This is a genomic window from Burkholderia sp. LA-2-3-30-S1-D2, assembly GCF_001523915.2.
GTDB classification, from domain to species: domain Bacteria; phylum Pseudomonadota; class Gammaproteobacteria; order Burkholderiales; family Burkholderiaceae; genus Burkholderia; species Burkholderia diffusa.
On record NZ_CP013385.1, the window covers coordinates 525,225 to 540,886 of the forward strand.

Annotated in this window: 14 protein-coding genes and 2 pseudogenes; 6 read left to right on the forward strand and 10 right to left on the reverse strand. The window is 66.5% G+C overall.

The features are described from left to right. Window positions 1-4: 4 nt before the first annotated feature. The 6 genes and pseudogenes from WS66_RS31470 to WS66_RS31495 all read right to left on the reverse strand — a co-directional run bounded on the left by WS66_RS31470 (window position 5) and on the right by WS66_RS31495 (window position 3,326). On the reverse strand, window positions 5-337 hold the full coding sequence (locus tag WS66_RS31470; RefSeq protein ID WP_108064785.1) for a four-helix bundle copper-binding protein: 333 nt from the start codon (window positions 335-337) through the stop codon (window positions 5-7). A 29-nt stretch (window positions 338-366) separates the two neighbouring features. Further along, window positions 367-549 carry a hypothetical protein gene (locus tag WS66_RS31475; protein ID WP_059605931.1) on the reverse strand — a complete coding sequence of 61 codons (183 nt, stop codon included), beginning with the start codon at window positions 547-549 and terminating at the stop codon, window positions 367-369. A gap of 53 nt (window positions 550-602) precedes the next feature. Then, window positions 603-2,138 (reverse strand): FAD-dependent oxidoreductase, encoded by a 1,536-nt coding sequence (locus WS66_RS31480; RefSeq protein ID WP_059605928.1) that lies wholly within the window; start codon window positions 2,136-2,138, stop codon window positions 603-605. Between the two features lie 220 nt (window positions 2,139-2,358). Then, window positions 2,359-2,487, reverse strand: a pseudogene (locus tag WS66_RS34935) (DUF1269 domain-containing protein); the annotation flags it as partial. Window positions 2,488-2,502: 15 nt separating this feature from the next. After that, window positions 2,503-2,955 (reverse strand): phosphate-starvation-inducible protein PsiE, encoded by a 453-nt coding sequence (locus tag WS66_RS31490; protein ID WP_059605925.1) that lies wholly within the window; start codon window positions 2,953-2,955, stop codon window positions 2,503-2,505. Further along, window positions 2,952-3,326, reverse strand: coding sequence for a LysR family transcriptional regulator (locus WS66_RS31495; protein ID WP_059605921.1), 375 nt, complete (start codon window positions 3,324-3,326; stop codon window positions 2,952-2,954). Before WS66_RS31495 ends, WS66_RS31490 begins: the two co-directional genes overlap by 4 nt. A 416-nt stretch (window positions 3,327-3,742) precedes the next feature. Between WS66_RS31495 and WS66_RS31505 the strand changes: the two genes are divergently transcribed. The 5 genes from WS66_RS31505 to trpS all read left to right on the forward strand — a co-directional run bounded on the left by WS66_RS31505 (window position 3,743) and on the right by trpS (window position 10,243). Then, the gene (locus WS66_RS31505; protein WP_059605917.1) at window positions 3,743-4,813 is read left to right on the forward strand and encodes a Dyp-type peroxidase; all 1,071 of its coding nucleotides are present in this window, start codon (window positions 3,743-3,745) and stop codon (window positions 4,811-4,813) included. Continuing rightward, window positions 4,806-5,621, forward strand: coding sequence for a family 1 encapsulin nanocompartment shell protein (locus WS66_RS31510; RefSeq protein WP_059605914.1), 816 nt, complete (start codon window positions 4,806-4,808; stop codon window positions 5,619-5,621). The genes WS66_RS31505 and WS66_RS31510 overlap by 8 nt, the downstream gene beginning before the upstream one ends. A 399-nt stretch (window positions 5,622-6,020) precedes the next feature. Then, window positions 6,021-8,300, forward strand: coding sequence for an FdhF/YdeP family oxidoreductase (locus WS66_RS31515; protein ID WP_059605911.1), 2,280 nt, complete (start codon window positions 6,021-6,023; stop codon window positions 8,298-8,300). Window positions 8,301-8,865: 565 nt separating this feature from the next. Continuing rightward, window positions 8,866-9,021 (forward strand): hypothetical protein, encoded by a 156-nt coding sequence (locus WS66_RS34180; RefSeq protein WP_170296427.1) that lies wholly within the window; start codon window positions 8,866-8,868, stop codon window positions 9,019-9,021. Window positions 9,022-9,229: 208 nt separating this feature from the next. Then, a complete protein-coding gene (gene trpS, locus WS66_RS31520; protein WP_059605907.1) occupies window positions 9,230-10,243 on the forward strand; it encodes a tryptophan--tRNA ligase in 1,014 nt (337 codons plus the stop codon). A 119-nt stretch (window positions 10,244-10,362) separates the two neighbouring features. Here trpS and WS66_RS31525 read toward each other — a convergent pair whose 3' ends face one another. From WS66_RS31525 to WS66_RS31540, 4 genes are all read right to left on the reverse strand, one after another. After that, complete coding sequence (locus WS66_RS31525) at window positions 10,363-10,776, reverse strand: VOC family protein (protein ID WP_059605905.1); 414 nt, start codon at window positions 10,774-10,776, stop codon at window positions 10,363-10,365. A 232-nt stretch (window positions 10,777-11,008) separates the two neighbouring features. Then, window positions 11,009-11,929 (reverse strand): bestrophin family protein, encoded by a 921-nt coding sequence (locus tag WS66_RS31530; RefSeq protein ID WP_059605901.1) that lies wholly within the window; start codon window positions 11,927-11,929, stop codon window positions 11,009-11,011. 176 nt (window positions 11,930-12,105) lie between these two features. Next, window positions 12,106-13,113, reverse strand: a complete 1,008-nt coding sequence (gene cydB / locus WS66_RS31535; protein ID WP_059605898.1) for a cytochrome d ubiquinol oxidase subunit II — start codon at window positions 13,111-13,113, stop codon at window positions 12,106-12,108. 3 nt (window positions 13,114-13,116) lie between these two features. After that, window positions 13,117-14,517 carry a cytochrome ubiquinol oxidase subunit I gene (locus tag WS66_RS31540; protein WP_059605895.1) on the reverse strand — a complete coding sequence of 467 codons (1,401 nt, stop codon included), beginning with the start codon at window positions 14,515-14,517 and terminating at the stop codon, window positions 13,117-13,119. 407 nt (window positions 14,518-14,924) lie between these two features. Between WS66_RS31540 and WS66_RS31550 the strand changes: the two are divergent. Then, window positions 14,925-15,122 (forward strand): annotated as a pseudogene (locus tag WS66_RS31550) (formate dehydrogenase accessory sulfurtransferase FdhD); the annotation flags it as partial. Window positions 15,123-15,662: the final 540 nt, after the last annotated feature.

Genomic DNA, 15,662 nt, shown 5'->3' on the forward strand with positions numbered 1-15,662 from the left:
TCGCTCAGGTCATCGCGCGGCACATCGCGGCGCAGGTGTCGCATGCCAGCGCGCAGCGGCGGCAGTGGTCCTGCGCGTGCTGCAGGCATTCAGCTGCGCACAGCTCGCAGGCATGTGAGCAAAGCGCGCATACCTGAGGCGCGAGCGCGCTGCGGCGCGCCATCGCGCCCGATGCAAGGCGGCACAGCTGCGCGCACTCGATGTCGAGCGCGATGCAGCCTGCCAGGGTGTGCGATTCCGGTTCCGCCAGGCACCCCGCGATACACGCGTCGCACGCATGCGCACACGCATCGCACGCGGCCATGCAGTTGTCGTAGCGATCGTCGATCTGGTTCATCACAGCCCTCCTCGTTCCGGTTCGCATCGTCATGGCGTCGGTTTCACCTTCATCCAGCCCGGCTCGCGCACGTCGAACGCGCGATACGCGTCGATTGCGTTCGGGAACCGCGTCGAGAACACCTCGATGGAGCAGCCGAAGTCGCGGTTTATCTGCTCATGTCCGGTTCGGCGATCTCCGCGCATGTCGCGACGATACAACGACAGTTGCATACGCAACCTCTTGACCGGAGCGTGCACCGCTCAACGCACAGTCGGCAGCCTGTTCAGCCGTGCGTCGCGCCTTGCTGCTCGAGCGCCGCTTCCGCGCGCAGGCAGTCGAGATCGCGGCCGATCGTCGCGACCGCGAGCCGCTTGTCGCCGCGCCAGTACGTCACCGAACCGTCGTGCGCGCGCAGATCGCCGTCGATCTCGACGCGGTCCCATTGCTCCGCGTGGCCGACATAGCGTACCGTCAGGTCGTAGTGCTGGCTCCAGAAGAACGGCACCGCGTCGAACGGCTGCTGCCGGCCGAGCATGTTGCGCGCCGCGGCGATTCCCTGTCGCTCCGCGACGACCCAGTGCTCGACGCGAATGCGTTCGCCCGTCAGCGAATCGGGCCAGCGCGCGATGTCGCCGGCCGCGTAGATGTCCGGCGCGCTCGTCTTCAGGAAACGGTCGACCGTCACGCCGCGATCGACGAGCAACCCCGCGTCTTGCGCGAGCGCGACGTTCGGATGCACGCCGATGCCGACCAGCACGACGTCCGCCGGCAGCACATCGCCGTTCGACAGCGTTACGTGATCCTGCGCGATCTGCGTGGGCGTCGCGCCAAGATGAAACGCCACGCCGTGCGACTCGTGCAGCGCGCGGATCGTGTCGCCGAGTGCGTCGCCGAGCACGCGCGCCATCGGCCGCGCATCGGGCGCGACCACCGCTACGTCGAGCCCGCGCGTGCGCAGCGCGGCGGCCGCTTCGAGGCCGATGAAGCTCGCGCCGACCACGACGCAGCGACGCGCGGCCTTCAGCTTGCCGATCAGCGCATCGCAATCGGCGCGCGAGCGCAGCACGCACACGTGCGGAAGATCAGCGCCCGGTACGGTCAGGCGGTTCGGCTCGGCGCCGGTGGCGAGCAGCAGCGCGCCGTAGCCGACGCGGCTGCCGTCCGCGAGTTCGACCGCGTGTTGCGCGGGGTCGATCCGCGCGACGCGCGTGCCGCAGTGCACATCGATGCGCTGGTCCGTATAGAACGACGCCCCGCGCAGCGGCAGCCAGTCGGCTTCTGCCGTGCCGGCCAGATAGTCCTTCGACAGGTTCGGTCGATCGTACGGCGGCTCGCTGTCCGCGCTCAGCAGCGTGATCGCGTGCGGGTAGCCTTCCTGCCGCAGCGTCACGGCCGCCGCGATAGCGGCCGCGCCACCGCCGACGATCACCACCGATTCGGGCAATCCGGCCGCGTTCGACACGGGCGGCGACGCGGCAGGCTGCGCGCCGAGCACGACCGCACGGCCGTCTCGACGTTCGACGCGCCAGCACGTCAGGCCGTCGAGCGCCGGCGCGCGCAGCCGTTCGCCGGTGCGCAGGCAGAACGCCGCGTGATGCCACGGGCAGCGAATCGTATCGCCGACCAGCAGCCCTTCGGCCAGCGGTGCGCCGTAGTGAGGGCATTGCGCGCCCACGGCAAACAGCGCGTCGGCGCGACGCACCAGCAGCACCGTGGTGTCGCCGACCTGACCCTCGATCATCGCGCCGTCAGCGATGTCATCGAGCGAAATGCCCCGCGCAAGATCGGGGCGTGAAGACGATGCGTCGCTTCCAGACATGGCGCGGCTCCCAGCTGAGGTAACGATCCCATTATCGGCGTCCTTCCTGAAAAGAGCAGGTACGGGCGACCCCGCAGCGCACGCAAACGCGGTTCATGGTTCGTATGCGATCCGCGACCGGCATGGAGCGTCCGCGACGTTGCGGCGCAACACGCTGGATACGCGTGCGCGGGTGTCCGGCAACCGGAGCAATCCGCATGCCGTGTGCGGCATACGGCCTGGCGAGCGTCCCGAGCGGCCGACCGTTGAACGGCCAATCCGTGGCGGGCACGGCAAGCTTGCCGGCTGTGTCCGTTTCAACGATGACACCGTTATCGATGTGGAATCCTTCGTTCTTCTCCGACAGCGCCGGCCAGGCGCGGCCTTAACGACGCGTGTGCGCGTCCTCCTCGACATCGTCGACTTCCGCCGGAAAACGCTGCTGACCGAAGCTGAGGATCAGTACGCCCATCGCAAGCAGCACGATCCCGACCGTGGTCATCAGCATTCGCTCGGGGCTGTCGGTGGCGCCGCGCAGGATCAGGTCGCGCGCGAGCGACGTCATCGCGATGAACAGCGGAAAGCGCACCCGCAACCGGCCGAGTCGCAGGTAGCGCACGTCCATCGCGAGCACTTCGAGATACAGGAACATCAGCAGCAGGTCGGTCAGCGACACCTCACCCGCGAGCACGACCTTCCATGCTTCCTGCGCCATCGCGAACGCGGTCGCGAGGCCGATCACGATCATCCCGGCCAGCTCGGCCGCATGGAGGAAGTGTCCGAAGCGGCGGCGGATGCGCTCGGCGGCCGTATCGGCGGAAACAGTGGACGTATTCAACGCGATGACTCGTGCAATGGCATAGGTTCCGCGATCGAAGATCCGTCGACACGGTCGATGGTTTCGAGCGGCGGAAAGCCCCCGACGGGTAAATCCTGAACGGTTGCGCACGCATCGATCTGGGCGATGGCTTGCGCGGCCTCGGACAGCGTGCTTCGGCAGCACGGGTGGAACGCGACGCCAGCATCGGTACACGCCATGGCGTCGCCTACGCGGTCCGGCAACGATCTGCAGCCGGGATCCCGTTCGAGGCAATCGACCCGCGCGTTCACCTGCGCGTCGCCGCGTTTCAGGTCGGACGCCGCGCCGGACGCCCCGCCATGCTCGACCACCGCGACGAAAACCGGCATCGCTTCCGGCAGGTTCATCATGACGGTCCTCGTCGGTGGGCGGAGCGAAGCTAATCTACTGCACGCGCCACACGCGCTCAAGAGCACAGCGCCGCGCGCTTCAGGAGTACAGCCGCGCGCCCGCGACGCGAAAACGGACTCCGATCAATCCATTCGAATCACAGATTGCCGATACGTGTTCCAAAGACCCGCCGAAGCTGCTAGATTGCAGGCTCGACGACGTTACGCGGTGCGGCGAGGTCATGCGCCGGGCGAACGCGCGGCCATCCTGCCTGCCTCCCCTTGCGCGCCCGGGCGGCAGGCCGCCGCTGCCACGGCCCGTTGCGCGATGCCCGCGCAACGTCCTTCATCCGCATGTCACAAAGAGAACAGTCGCATGACACAGTCCAACCGTGCGTCTTCGCGCGCCGCGGCATCCTCGGCCCGTCCGTCCCGACATGACTGACCGGCAGGCCGCGATGCAAACCCTTCCCCCGCTCTCCCAGGCCGTTCACAGTCCGATCACGCGCAGCGCGATCTTCCTCGTCGCAACCGTCAACCCGGGCGCCGACCGAGCCGACACGATCCGCGCGTGGTGTGGCGACATCGCCGCGCTCGTGCGCTCGGTCGGCAAGCGCGTGCCGGGTGGCAACCTGTCCTGCGTGTGCGGCTTCGGCGCCGACGCATGGGATGCGCTGTTCGGCGATCCGCGCCCCGCGTCGCTGCATCCGTTCCGCGAATTCGGCGCCGGCCAGCGTGTCGCGGTCGCGACGCCGGGCGACATCCTGCTGCACATCCGCGCCGAGGCGATGGACCTGTGCTTCGAGCTCGCAACGCAATTGCTCGGCGCGCTGGGCGACGCAGTCACGGTCGTCGACGAGGTGCACGGCTTCCGCAACTTCGACCAGCGCGCGATGATCGGTTTCGTCGACGGCACCGAGAACCCGGAAGGCCGCGAGGCGGTCGACTTCACGGTGATCGGCAACGAGGATCCGGCATTCGCGGGCGGCAGCTACGTGATCGTGCAGAAGTACCTGCACGACATGGCCGGCTGGAACGCGCTCGCGGTCGAGACGCAGGAGCGCATCATCGGGCGCACCAAGCTGTCCGACATCGAGCTCGCGCCGGACGTGAAACCGTCGTGCTCGCACAGCTCGCTGACCACGCTCGACGAAGACGGCAAGGAAGTGAAGATCCTGCGCGACAACATGCCGTTCGGGCGCCCCGGCTTCGGCGAATTCGGCACCTATTTCATCGGCTACGCGCGCTCGCCGGCGCCGATCGAGCAGATGCTCGAGAACATGTTTGTCGGCCGCCCGCCCGGCAATTACGACCGGCTGCTCGACTACAGCCGCGCGGTCACCGGCTCGCTGTTTTTCGTGCCGTCGGCCGACCTGCTCGAAGCGCTCGCCGATCGCGCCGCACCGGCCGACGCCACCGCCGCGCCGCCGGCCCCCACCTCGCCCGAGTCGCGTCGTGACGGCTCGTTGAACATCGGATCGCTGAAAGGAGCCAAAGCCCATGAATAACCTGCACCGCGAACTCGCGCCGGTTTCCTCGTCCGCCTGGGAGCAGATCGAGGAGGAAGTGGCACGTACCTTCAAGCGCTCGGTGGCCGGGCGCCGCGTGGTCGACGTCGAGGGCCCGGCCGGCCCTGAGCTGTCGGCCGTCGGCACCGGGCATCTGCGCGAGGTCGCCGCACCGCGCGAGCAGGTGAACGCGCGGCTGCGCGAAGTGCGCACGATCGTCGAGCTGACGGTGCCGTTCGAATTGAGCCGCGATGCGATCGACAGCGTCGAGCGCGGTGCGCGCGACGCCGACTGGCAGCCGGCGAAGGACGCCGCGCAACAACTCGCATTCGCGGAAGATGGCGCAATCTTCGACGGCTATCTCGCCGCGGACATCGTCGGCATCCGCGAAGGCACGTCGAACCGCAAACTCACGCTGCCGGCCGACGTCAGCGCGTACCCGGACGCGATCAGCGACGCGCTGGAAGCGCTTCGGCTCGCCGGCGTCGACGGCCCGTACTCGGTCGTGCTCGGCTCGGACGCCTACACGGCGCTGAGCGAAGCGCGCGACCAGGGCTACCCGGTCCTCGGCCACATCAAGCGCATCGTCAGCGGCGAGATTATCTGGGCGCCGGCGATCAGCGGCGGCTGCGTACTGTCCACCCGCGGCGGCGACTATGAACTGCACCTCGGCGAAGACGTGTCGATCGGCTACACGAGCCACACCGACAAGGTTGTTCGCCTGTACCTGCGCGAAACGTTCACGTTCCTGATGCTGACGAGCGAGGCATCGGTGGCCGTGGCGCCGCAGGGCAACGCGGCGACCTGACGTCCCGCCCGCGCGTGATGCCTGCCGGGCATCGCGTGCGCCTCTTCCCGTTCAACACGTGCCGCGCCCGACGCGCCACTGTCGCACCGCGCTTCGCGCGCGTCGCACGCCGCCACCTTTCCGTGTCCCGCACGCGGCACCCGCACGCGCGCTCGCCTGTACTCCTTGCGTCTCCCGAGCACACGCATGTGAGGGTGCAATTCCCGGCCGGGCCGATGCCGAACTGTGTCTTGGAGGCCATGGGCCGATTCGCTATTTTGATGGATGCGCACTGACACTCGACGGGCCCGGATGCACGGGCGCGCATGACCGGCTCCGTTCGCCGGACGGAGCCGCCTCACGCCGCGACGCGGCGCAACCCGAGCCACCCCGCAGCGGGTCCGGCTCATGGAGATTCACATGACAAATCGACGCGAGGTGCCAGGCATCAGGAAGTACGATGGGCCCGCTGGCGGTTGGGGCGCGCTTCGCGCGACAGCCGAGGCTGTGCGCACGCAGATGGAAACCATCGAAGCGCCGATCGTGCTGATGCGGACCAACCAGCCCGACGGTTTCGACTGCCCCGGCTGTGCATGGCCCGACAAGGAACACAAGTCGACGTTCCAGTTCTGCGAGAACGGCGCGAAGGCTGTCACGTGGGAAGCGACGACCAAACGCGTGCCCCCCGCGTTCTTCGCGGCGAACACGGTATCGTCGCTGCTGCGGATGTCCGACTACGAGCTGGAGAACATGGGCCGGCTCACGCATCCGCTCGTCTACGATCGCGCGACCGACACGTTCCGCGCGGTCGAATGGGATGACGCATTCGCGCGCATCGGCGAGGTGCTACGCGCGCTGCCACCCGAGCAAGTCGAGTTCTATACGTCGGGCCGCGCGTCGAACGAAGCCGCGTACCTGTATCAGCTCTTCGCGCGCGAGCTCGGCACCAACAACTTCCCCGACTGCTCGAACATGTGCCACGAGCCGACCAGCGTCGGCCTGCCGCAGTCGATCGGGATCGGCAAGGGCACGGTGTCGCTGGAGGATTTCGACCACTGCGAGCTGATCATCTCGATCGGCCACAACCCCGGCACCAACCACCCCCGGATGATGGGCACGCTGCACGAGTGCTCGCGCCGCAACGTGCCGATCATCGTGTTCAATCCGCTGCGCGAGCGCGCGCTCGAACGCTTCGCGGATCCGCAGGACATGATCGAGATGGCGTCGTTCGGCTCGACGCGCATCGCGTCGACGTACTACCAGGTCGACGCGGGGGGCGACGCGGCCGCGCTGAAAGGCATCATGAAGGCGCTGCTGCAGTTCGAGGCCGAGCGCGGCGACGTGCTCGACCGCGACTTCATCGCGCAGCACACCGACGGCTTCGACGCGTTTTCCACCGACCTGCAGGCGACGTCGTGGGACGACATCGAGCGCGCGAGCGGCCTGAGCCAGGCGCAGCTCGAGCAGGTCGCGCTCACCTATGCGAAGTCGAACGCGACGATCGTCACGTACGGGATGGGCGTCACGCAGCACAACAAGGGCACCGCGACCGTGCGCCTGATCGCCGACCTGCTGCTGATGCGCGGCAACTTCGGCAAGCCCGGTGCGGGCATATGCCCGCTGCGCGGCCACTCCAACGTGCAGGGCAACCGCACGGTCGGCATCACCGAGAAGCCGTCGGCCGAGTTCCTGCAAAAGATCGAGGACGTGTGCGGCTTCAAGCCGCCCGCGCATCACGGGCACGACGCGGTGCAGGCGATGCAGGCGATGATCGACGGCCAGGCCAAGGCGCTGCTGTGCCTCGGCGGCAACTTCGCGGTCGCGCTACCCGACCCCGAGCTGTCGTTCCCCGCGATGGCGAAGCTCGATCTGAGCGTGCATCTCGGCACGAAGCTGAACCGCTCGCATCTTCTGGTGGCAAAGGAAACCTACATCCTGCCCGTGCTCGGCCGCACCGAGCTCGACATGCAGGCGAGCGGCCGCCAGTCGATCACCGTCGAGGATTCGATGTCGATGGTCCATGCGTCGGCCGGCAAGCTCAAGCCGGCGTCCGACCAGTTGCGCTCGGAGCCCGCGATCGTCGCGGGGATCGCGCACGCGACGCTGCCGAACAGCAAGGTCGCGTGGCTCGACCTGATTGCCGACTACGACCGCATCCGCGACCTGATCGACAAGACGGTGCCCGGCTTCGAGGCGTTCAACGAGCGGATCCGCGCGCCGGGCGGCTTCCGCCTGCCGCTGCCGCCCACCGAGCGCGTGTGGCCCACGCCGACCGGCAAGGCGATGTTTTCGGTCTACAAGGGCGTGAAGGAAGACGCCGACGTCCTCGGCGCCGAGCAGGTGCTGCGGCTGATCACGCTGCGCAGCCACGACCAGTACAACACGACGATCTACGGGCTCGACGACCGCTATCGCGGCGTGTTCGGGCGGCGCGACGTGCTGTTCATGAACGCGACCGATCTCGCGAAGTACGGGCTCGAACACGGCGACCTCGTCGACATCGAGACGATCACCGCATCCGGCCGCACGCTGCGCCTCGAGCAGATCACGGCGATCGAGTACGACATCGCGCCGGGGTCGGTCGGCGCGTATTATCCGGAAGCGAACGTACTTGTGCCGCTCGACTACATCGACAAGGAAAGCGGCACGCCGTCGTACAAGTCGGTACCGGTGCGGGTCGCGCGTTCCGCTGTCGTGTGATCCGCGGGCGGGCAGGTTCGCGACGTACGGCACGCCACGAACCTGAATCTGCCCGCCGCCCCTGCTTAGCCTCTCCCGGCCGCCGCATTGCATCCGATGCGGCGGCCGCTCCCTTTCATCGCGTCGAACGATCCGCTTATCGCACCGCCGACGAAGGCAGCTGCGCACCCGTCTGCCGAGGCAGCCCGGTCCTTGATGCAATCGGCCGACAGATACCTTACGATCATCGGGCAGGAAAAATTGCATCGCTGCATCTGGACGACGACAGCCCGGGCTGGTAGCGTCTCGACGACTCGACGCTGCCCTTGCCGCCCCTGTCCCGACAATTCTTGACCTTGTCCACACCGTCGAACTGGTAGGATGCCCGTCGCCTGGGCGTGGACGGCAGCCAAACGACGTTCAACCGTCCCTTTTTTATGCCCGCGATCGGCCAGCCCGGCCGGCCGCCCAGACGACACGGTGCCCCAACCGCACCCAGCCCCCGTTGAAGCCCGCAACACCCCGGCGTCGCTCCACGCGACCCGGTGCAACAACCGTTGGAGTGGCGCACGTTGCGCCTGCAAGCATGAAGAAACTGAAGCAGCACATCCGCACCCTGAACGACATGGACCGCACGCCGCTGGCACGCGCCGGCGCGCTGCTGCTGATGGCCGGCCTGCTGTACCTGCTGTGGCCGTCGGCAGAAACCGCCTATCTCGCGATGGAGTCGGTCCTGCGCTGACGCAACACCCATCCCCGCACTACGTTATACTCGCGCAATGCAAAACAAACCTGCCTCGCCGAACGTGCATCGCTGGTGGCGCGCCTGACCCAGGCGGCCCGTTTCCTTTTGCATGTCCCGAACGTGATGCCGCCAGCCATGGCGGCATTGTCGTTTCTGCGCTCACGTCATGGCTGGTGGCTTCGATAATCCGGAGCCAATCCACACCATGACGCACCCGACCCAACCGACCATCCTCACCGGCGACCGCACGACCGGCCCGCTGCATCTCGGCCATTACATCGGCTCGCTGCGCGCACGCGTGCAGATGCAGCACGAGGCGACGCAGTTCCTGCTGCTCGCCGACACGCAGGCGCTGACCGACAACATGGGCCGCCGCCAGCGCGTCACCGAGAACGTGATCGAGGTCGCGCTCGACTACCTGGCCGTCGGCATCGATCCGGCGATCTCGACGATCGTCGTCCAGTCGCAGGTGCCCGAGCTCGCCGAGCTGTCGCAATACCTGCTCAACCTCGTGACGGTCGCGCGCCTCGAGCGCAATCCGACCATTAAGGAAGAGATCCGCCTGCGCGGCTTCGAGCGTGACATCCCGGCCGGCTTCCTGACCTATCCCGTCAGCCAGGCGGCCGACATCACCGCGTTCAAGGCGACACACGTGCCGGTCGGCGACGACCAGCTGCCGATGATCGAGCAGACCAACGAACTCGTGCGCCGCTTCAACGCGACGGTCGACAAGCCCGTGCTGGTGGAATGCGAGGCCGTGCTGTCGGCGGTCACGCGGCTGCCGGGCATCGACGGCAAGGCGAAGATGAGCAAGTCGCTCGGCAACGCGATCACGCTCGGCTCGACACCCGACGAGATCGCGCAGGCCGTGAAGGACATGTACACGGACCCGAACCACCTGCGCGTGAGCGATCCCGGCCAGGTCGAAGGCAACGTCGTGTTCACGTTCCTCGACGCGTTCGAGCCCGACGTGCAGAAAGTCGACGAACTGAAGGCGCACTATCGCCGTGGCGGACTCGGCGACAGCGTCGTCAAGCGCGTGCTGAACGAGCGGCTGCAGGCGCTGATCGAGCCGATCCGTGCGCGTCGTCGCGAATTCGAGGCGGACAAGGCGGAGGTGATGGCGATCCTGAAGCGCGGCACGATGCATGCGCGCGAGGTGGCCGGCGCGACGCTGGCCGAGGTGAAAGGCGCGATGGGGCTGACGTACTTCGATTGAGCCGCGCGCGCGGCAAACGCGACCGGGCGGCGAGGCGCGGCGGCATGCCGGCGCCGCGCTTGTCAGCTACCCGCCGGCACAACACCGTGCCGCTGGCGATCAGCCGTCGGCAAGTGCCGTCACGACCGCCCGTGCGTCGACGGCGCAGCGTGGCACACGGCCTCGATCCGGTTGCCGGCCGGATCGACGACAAAGGCCGCGTAGTAGTCGGCGTGATAGTTCGGCCGCAAGCCGGGGTCACCGTCGGGCCGCCCGCCCGCCGACAGCGCTGCCTCGAAAAATGCATGCACCTGCTCGCGGGAAGCCGCCTTGAAGCACCAGTGTCGCTTGCTCGCCCCGACTTCGGCGGGGTCCAGATAAATCGCCAGGAAGGTCGATGCGGTGTCGGTGGCACTGCAACGTTCGCCGTAACCGAGCGAGGTACCGCGGTCATAAACCCTGGTCGCGCCCAGCGCGGCCATGACACCGTCGTAGAAAGGGCGTGCCTGGTCGATATCCGGAACGCCGATGGACACGTGGTCGAGAAGTTGCATTGTTGGCTCCATTGAACGAGCACGAGTCTACACAAACTTCCTAAGTCCACTCCGCCAATGTCGCGCCGGCGCGATCGTTTCGCCGTCGTCAACGCGCACGCCACTTCACGCCATCATGACGCCCCGGAAAATGATCGACCGGTTCGAGATCATCGACGAAGATGCGCGTCACGTAGATACGCATGTGAAGTGCTTCCGATCGTGCGTGCCGCTGCGCGCGTCGCGGTGCTGCTCATGTGATCTGATACGTCGACGCCGGCACGAACTCCTCCGGCATCGCGCGATCGCCCAGCTCGAGCACCGACCGCTCGATCGTGCGCGCCATCGCATCGAGCGCCAGCGCGTTCGGTGCGAGGCCGAACGGCTCCGCTACCTCGTTTGCGATCGCTTCGAGCGCGATCAGCGTGTACGAGATGAATACGCAAATGAGCGGCGTAAAGAATTCCGTCGAATCGACGAGGCCGAACGGTAGCAGCACGCAATAAGCATAGACGGTGCGATGCAGCAGCACGCTGTACGAGAACGGGATCGGTGTCGTCAGGATCCGCTCGCAGCCGCCCACCGCCTTGCCCAACTCGGCCAGTTGCGCATCGAACATCCAGCACGTTGCTTCGCTGCCTGGCGCGCGGCCCAGCGCGCGGACGATTCCGCCGCGCAGGTCATCGAGAATCGCGACGGGCTGGTAGCACTTGTGCGCGAACGTGGCGGCGCGTTCGGCGCCAAGGATGCGCTGCAGGTCCTGCACCGGATCGGTATGACGCAGCTGATGCTTCAAGGCATACGCGAACGCGATCAGCAGATCGGCGAGCCGGTTGCGCTCCGCGTCGCCGACGCTGTCGGGCAGGTAGCGCCGCAGCTGCGACGTGACGGTGCGCGCCGCGATCAGCAGGTTGCCCCACAAAAGCCGCGCCTCCTTGAAGCGCTCGAAGCTCGCGTTGTTGCGAAACGCGAGGAAGATCGCGAGTGCCAGCCCGAACAGCGTGAACGGCGCGGTGTTCAGCGGAATCTTCTCGCCGAAGATGCGCCCGTTCGTGAAGACCGCCAGCGTGCTGACGATCGCCATGAACACGAGTTGCGGAATGATCGACTGCAGCACGGAGCCGTTCCATATGAACAGCATCCTGAGCCAGTTTTGTCGTGGTCTGACGATCATGGTGTTGTCTCGACTGCCGATGAAATACGCAATGCGAATCACCGTCGCCCGATGTGCAGCGGCCCGCGCGTGGCGGGCCGCTGTCCGGTCGATACCGGGCCGGGTGACGCGATTCACCGCGCTTGCGCGTGATGATACGCCCACGCACACCCTGCCCCGTCACCGGCGCGCGCCGGTCAGTGATAGCCGGCGTCACCCTCGCGAACCTTGCCGCGGAACACGCGGTACTGCATCGCGTTGTACACGAGGATGACCGGCAGCACGATCACAGTGCCGACGAGCGCGAACATCTGGCTCGAATGACTCGACGACGCGTCCCAGATCGTCAGCGACGGCGGCACGATGTTCGGCCAGATGCTGATCACGAGCCCGGTGTAGCCGAGGAACACGAGAGCGAGCGTCAGCAGGAACGGCGTCGCCTCGTGCTCGCGCTTGACCGTGTGGAAGATGCCCCACACGCACGCAACGACGAGGATCGGCACCGGCAGGAACCAGCCGAGGTTGCCGCTGCCGAACCAGCGGTGCGCGACGGCGGGCAGCCCGATCACCGTCCACAGGCTGACCACGGCCATTACGCCGAGCAGCACGCCTGTGAGCGGCTTCATCAGCTGCCGCATCTTGCGCTGCAGCTCACCGTCGACTTTCAGGATCAGCCAGCCGCAGCCGAGCGTCGCATAGGTGACGAGCACGCCGATCCCGCAGAACAGGCTGAACGGCGACAGCCAGTCGAACGGCCCGCCCGCGAACTGGTTGTTCTCGATCTTGATGCCCTGCAGCAGCGAACCGAGCACGATCCCCTGGCAAAGCGCCGCGAGCGCGGAGCCGCCGATGAATGCGAGATCCCACATGTGTTGCGTGCGGGTCGCCTTGGCGCGCAGCTCGAACGCCGCGCCGCGGAAGATCAGCCCGACCAGCATCAGCACCAGCGGCAGGTAATTCGCCGGCAGCAGCGTCGAATACACGACCGGGAACGCACCGTACAGGCCCGCGCCGCCGAGCACGAGAAAGGTCTCGTTGCCGTCCCATACCGGCGCGACGGTATTCAGCATGACTTCGCGTTCGGCCTTCGCGTCGAAGAACGGAAACAGCAGGCCAATGCCGAGGTCGAAGCCGTCGAGCATCACGTAGATGAACACGCCGAGGCCGATGATCGCGGCCCACACGACAGGAAGATCGATGAGCATGGCTTACTCCGCTTCGGTGACATTCAGCGGCGTGGACAGCGCGCTCTTGCGCAGCCCCGGATGCCGGTGCAGCTCGATGTATCCGGCCTCGGCGGCCGGCCCGCGCTTCATCAGTTTCATCATGTAGTAGATACCCGTCCCGAACACCAGGAAATACACGACCACGAAGATCAGCAGCGACACGCCGACCTGCTGCGCGCTGAGCGGCGCGACCGAATCGACGGTGCGCAGCACGCCGTACACGGTCCACGGCTGCCGCCCGACCTCGGTCGTGATCCAGCCGGCCAGCAGCGCGACGATACCCGACGGCCCCATGCCCACCACGAACCACTGGAACCAGCGCGTCTCATACAGGCGCCCGCCCTTTCTCAACAGCAGCCCGAGCAGCGCGGTCAGCAGCATCAGCATCCCAAGACCCGCCATGATCCGGAACGTCCAGAACACGATTGGCGAATACGGGCGGTCCTGCGGCGGGAATTCCTTCAGCCCGCGGATTTCGCCATCCCAGCTGTGCGTGAGGATCAGGCTGCCGAGGTGCGGCACCTGGATCGAATAGCGCGTGGTTTCGGCCTGCATGTCGGGCAGCCCGACGAGGTTCAGCGCGGTGCCGCCCTTCTCGGTTTCCCACAGCCCTTCGATCGCAGCGATCTTCGCCGGCTGGTATTCGCGCGTGTTCAAGCCGTGCGCATCGCCGGCGACGATCTGGATCGGTGCGAGCAGCAGCAGCATCCACAGCGCCATCGAGAAGCTGCGCTTCACGGGCTCGTCGCGACGCCCCTTCAGCAGGTGCCACGCGCCGCACGCGGCGACGATGAAGCCCGCGACGATGAACGCCGCGATCGTCATGTGCACGAGACGGTACGGGAACGACGGATTGAAGACGACCTTGAACCAGTCGACCGGCACGACGAGACCGTTCTCGATCTTGTAGCCCTGCGGCGTCTGCATGAAGCTGTTCGACGCCAGGATCCAGAACGTGGAGATCAGCGTGCCGACCGCGACCATCAGCGTCGCGAAGAAATGGGCGCGCGGGCTCACGCGCTGCCAGCCGAACAGCATCACGCCGAGGAAGCCGGCTTCGAGGAAGAACGCCGTCAGCACCTCATACGTGAGCAGCGGGCCCGTGATGTTGCCGGCGACGCGCGAGAAGCCCGCCCAGTTCGTGCCGAACTCGTACGCCATCACGACGCCGGAGACGACGCCCATCCCGAAGCCGATCGCGAAGATCTTCGACCAGAACTGGAACATGGATTTGTAGGCGGCATCGCCGGTGACGAGATAGCGCCATTCCAGCACCGCGAGAAAGCTCGCCATGCCGATGCTGATCGCCGGAAACACGATGTGGAACGACACCGTGAACGCGAATTGCAATCGGGCGAGATGGAACGCATCGAAGATTTCCATGACCGTAATGTGCTCGTGGTTGTGAGGACGTCAGATCGAAGCAGGAAGTCACGCGACGGCTTCGCGACGGCACGTGCAAGCGTGGACGGATCGCGAGGCACGGCAACGAAGCGTGAATGACGATATCGCGTTTCGGACGATACTCGCAATCGCACGAACGTGCGCTGAAACTGTGTTTTCCCCGGGACCGGAGATGTGTGCACGGAAAACCCGTTGCGGGGCCGCGAGGCCCTCAGCTGTGCTCCTTTCCGCATTGCGACGCTACGCATCCGCGGCACGGCCGAACGTCCGCACCATCGGCTCGCAGCCTGCCGGTGGCGAGCCGGCGCGACACCGCGCACCGCCCCGGCATGATTCGCGCCCATCGCTCGGCGCACACGCGGAGCGATCTCCCAGGAGAAAACAGCATGGAGCGCAGCGACCGCTCCGGCGATCCGGCCGGGAGCCGCGCGTGTCACGTGACGCGTCATCGTGCCGGCGAAACATGCGGCACGGTCGATCGCGTCGTCGACGAAACGCCGGTTGCACTCGTATTCAACGGCATCGCGCACACGGTGATGATGGCGACACCGACCGACCTCGACGCGTTCGGCCTCGGCTTCGCGCCGATCTGAGCTCGGGCTTCGTGTCCTTGTCGAGCCGCGCGAGCGACGAGCGCGTGCGCAGCACAATCGGCGCCAGCGGCGCGCTCGTCATCCGCTGCGACCCTGACGCTTCCTTGCGCAAGATTTCGGCATTTCTGCTTTCAGTCGCCCCGTGTTTCGCACGCTCGCAACTCCTCGTTTTTTTCGGCTGGCGTTCTGCCTATGCGGACGGCGCCTGCGGCGCCGATATCGCGCCTCCTCGACATAGCCCGAAAAGCCGGGCGACCGACCTCGACCGGTTCGCCCCTGGATTTTCCACATACTGAAATCGCACCGGTCGAGCGAATGCCTCATCTGCGACGTGCGTACGTCCAACAGCGCCCCGATCCGCGGTCACTCCCTGCACCACGCCGCTACCCAATCCGCCAGATTCTTCCGCAAGGTGCGCCGCGACAGCACGCGTTTCTCGATTTTCACAATCAACTCTTATATAAGACATAAGACATTTGACGCCTGACCATATTGGGATTAGAATCCCGTCCAAGCAGTGAAGCAGTGTCC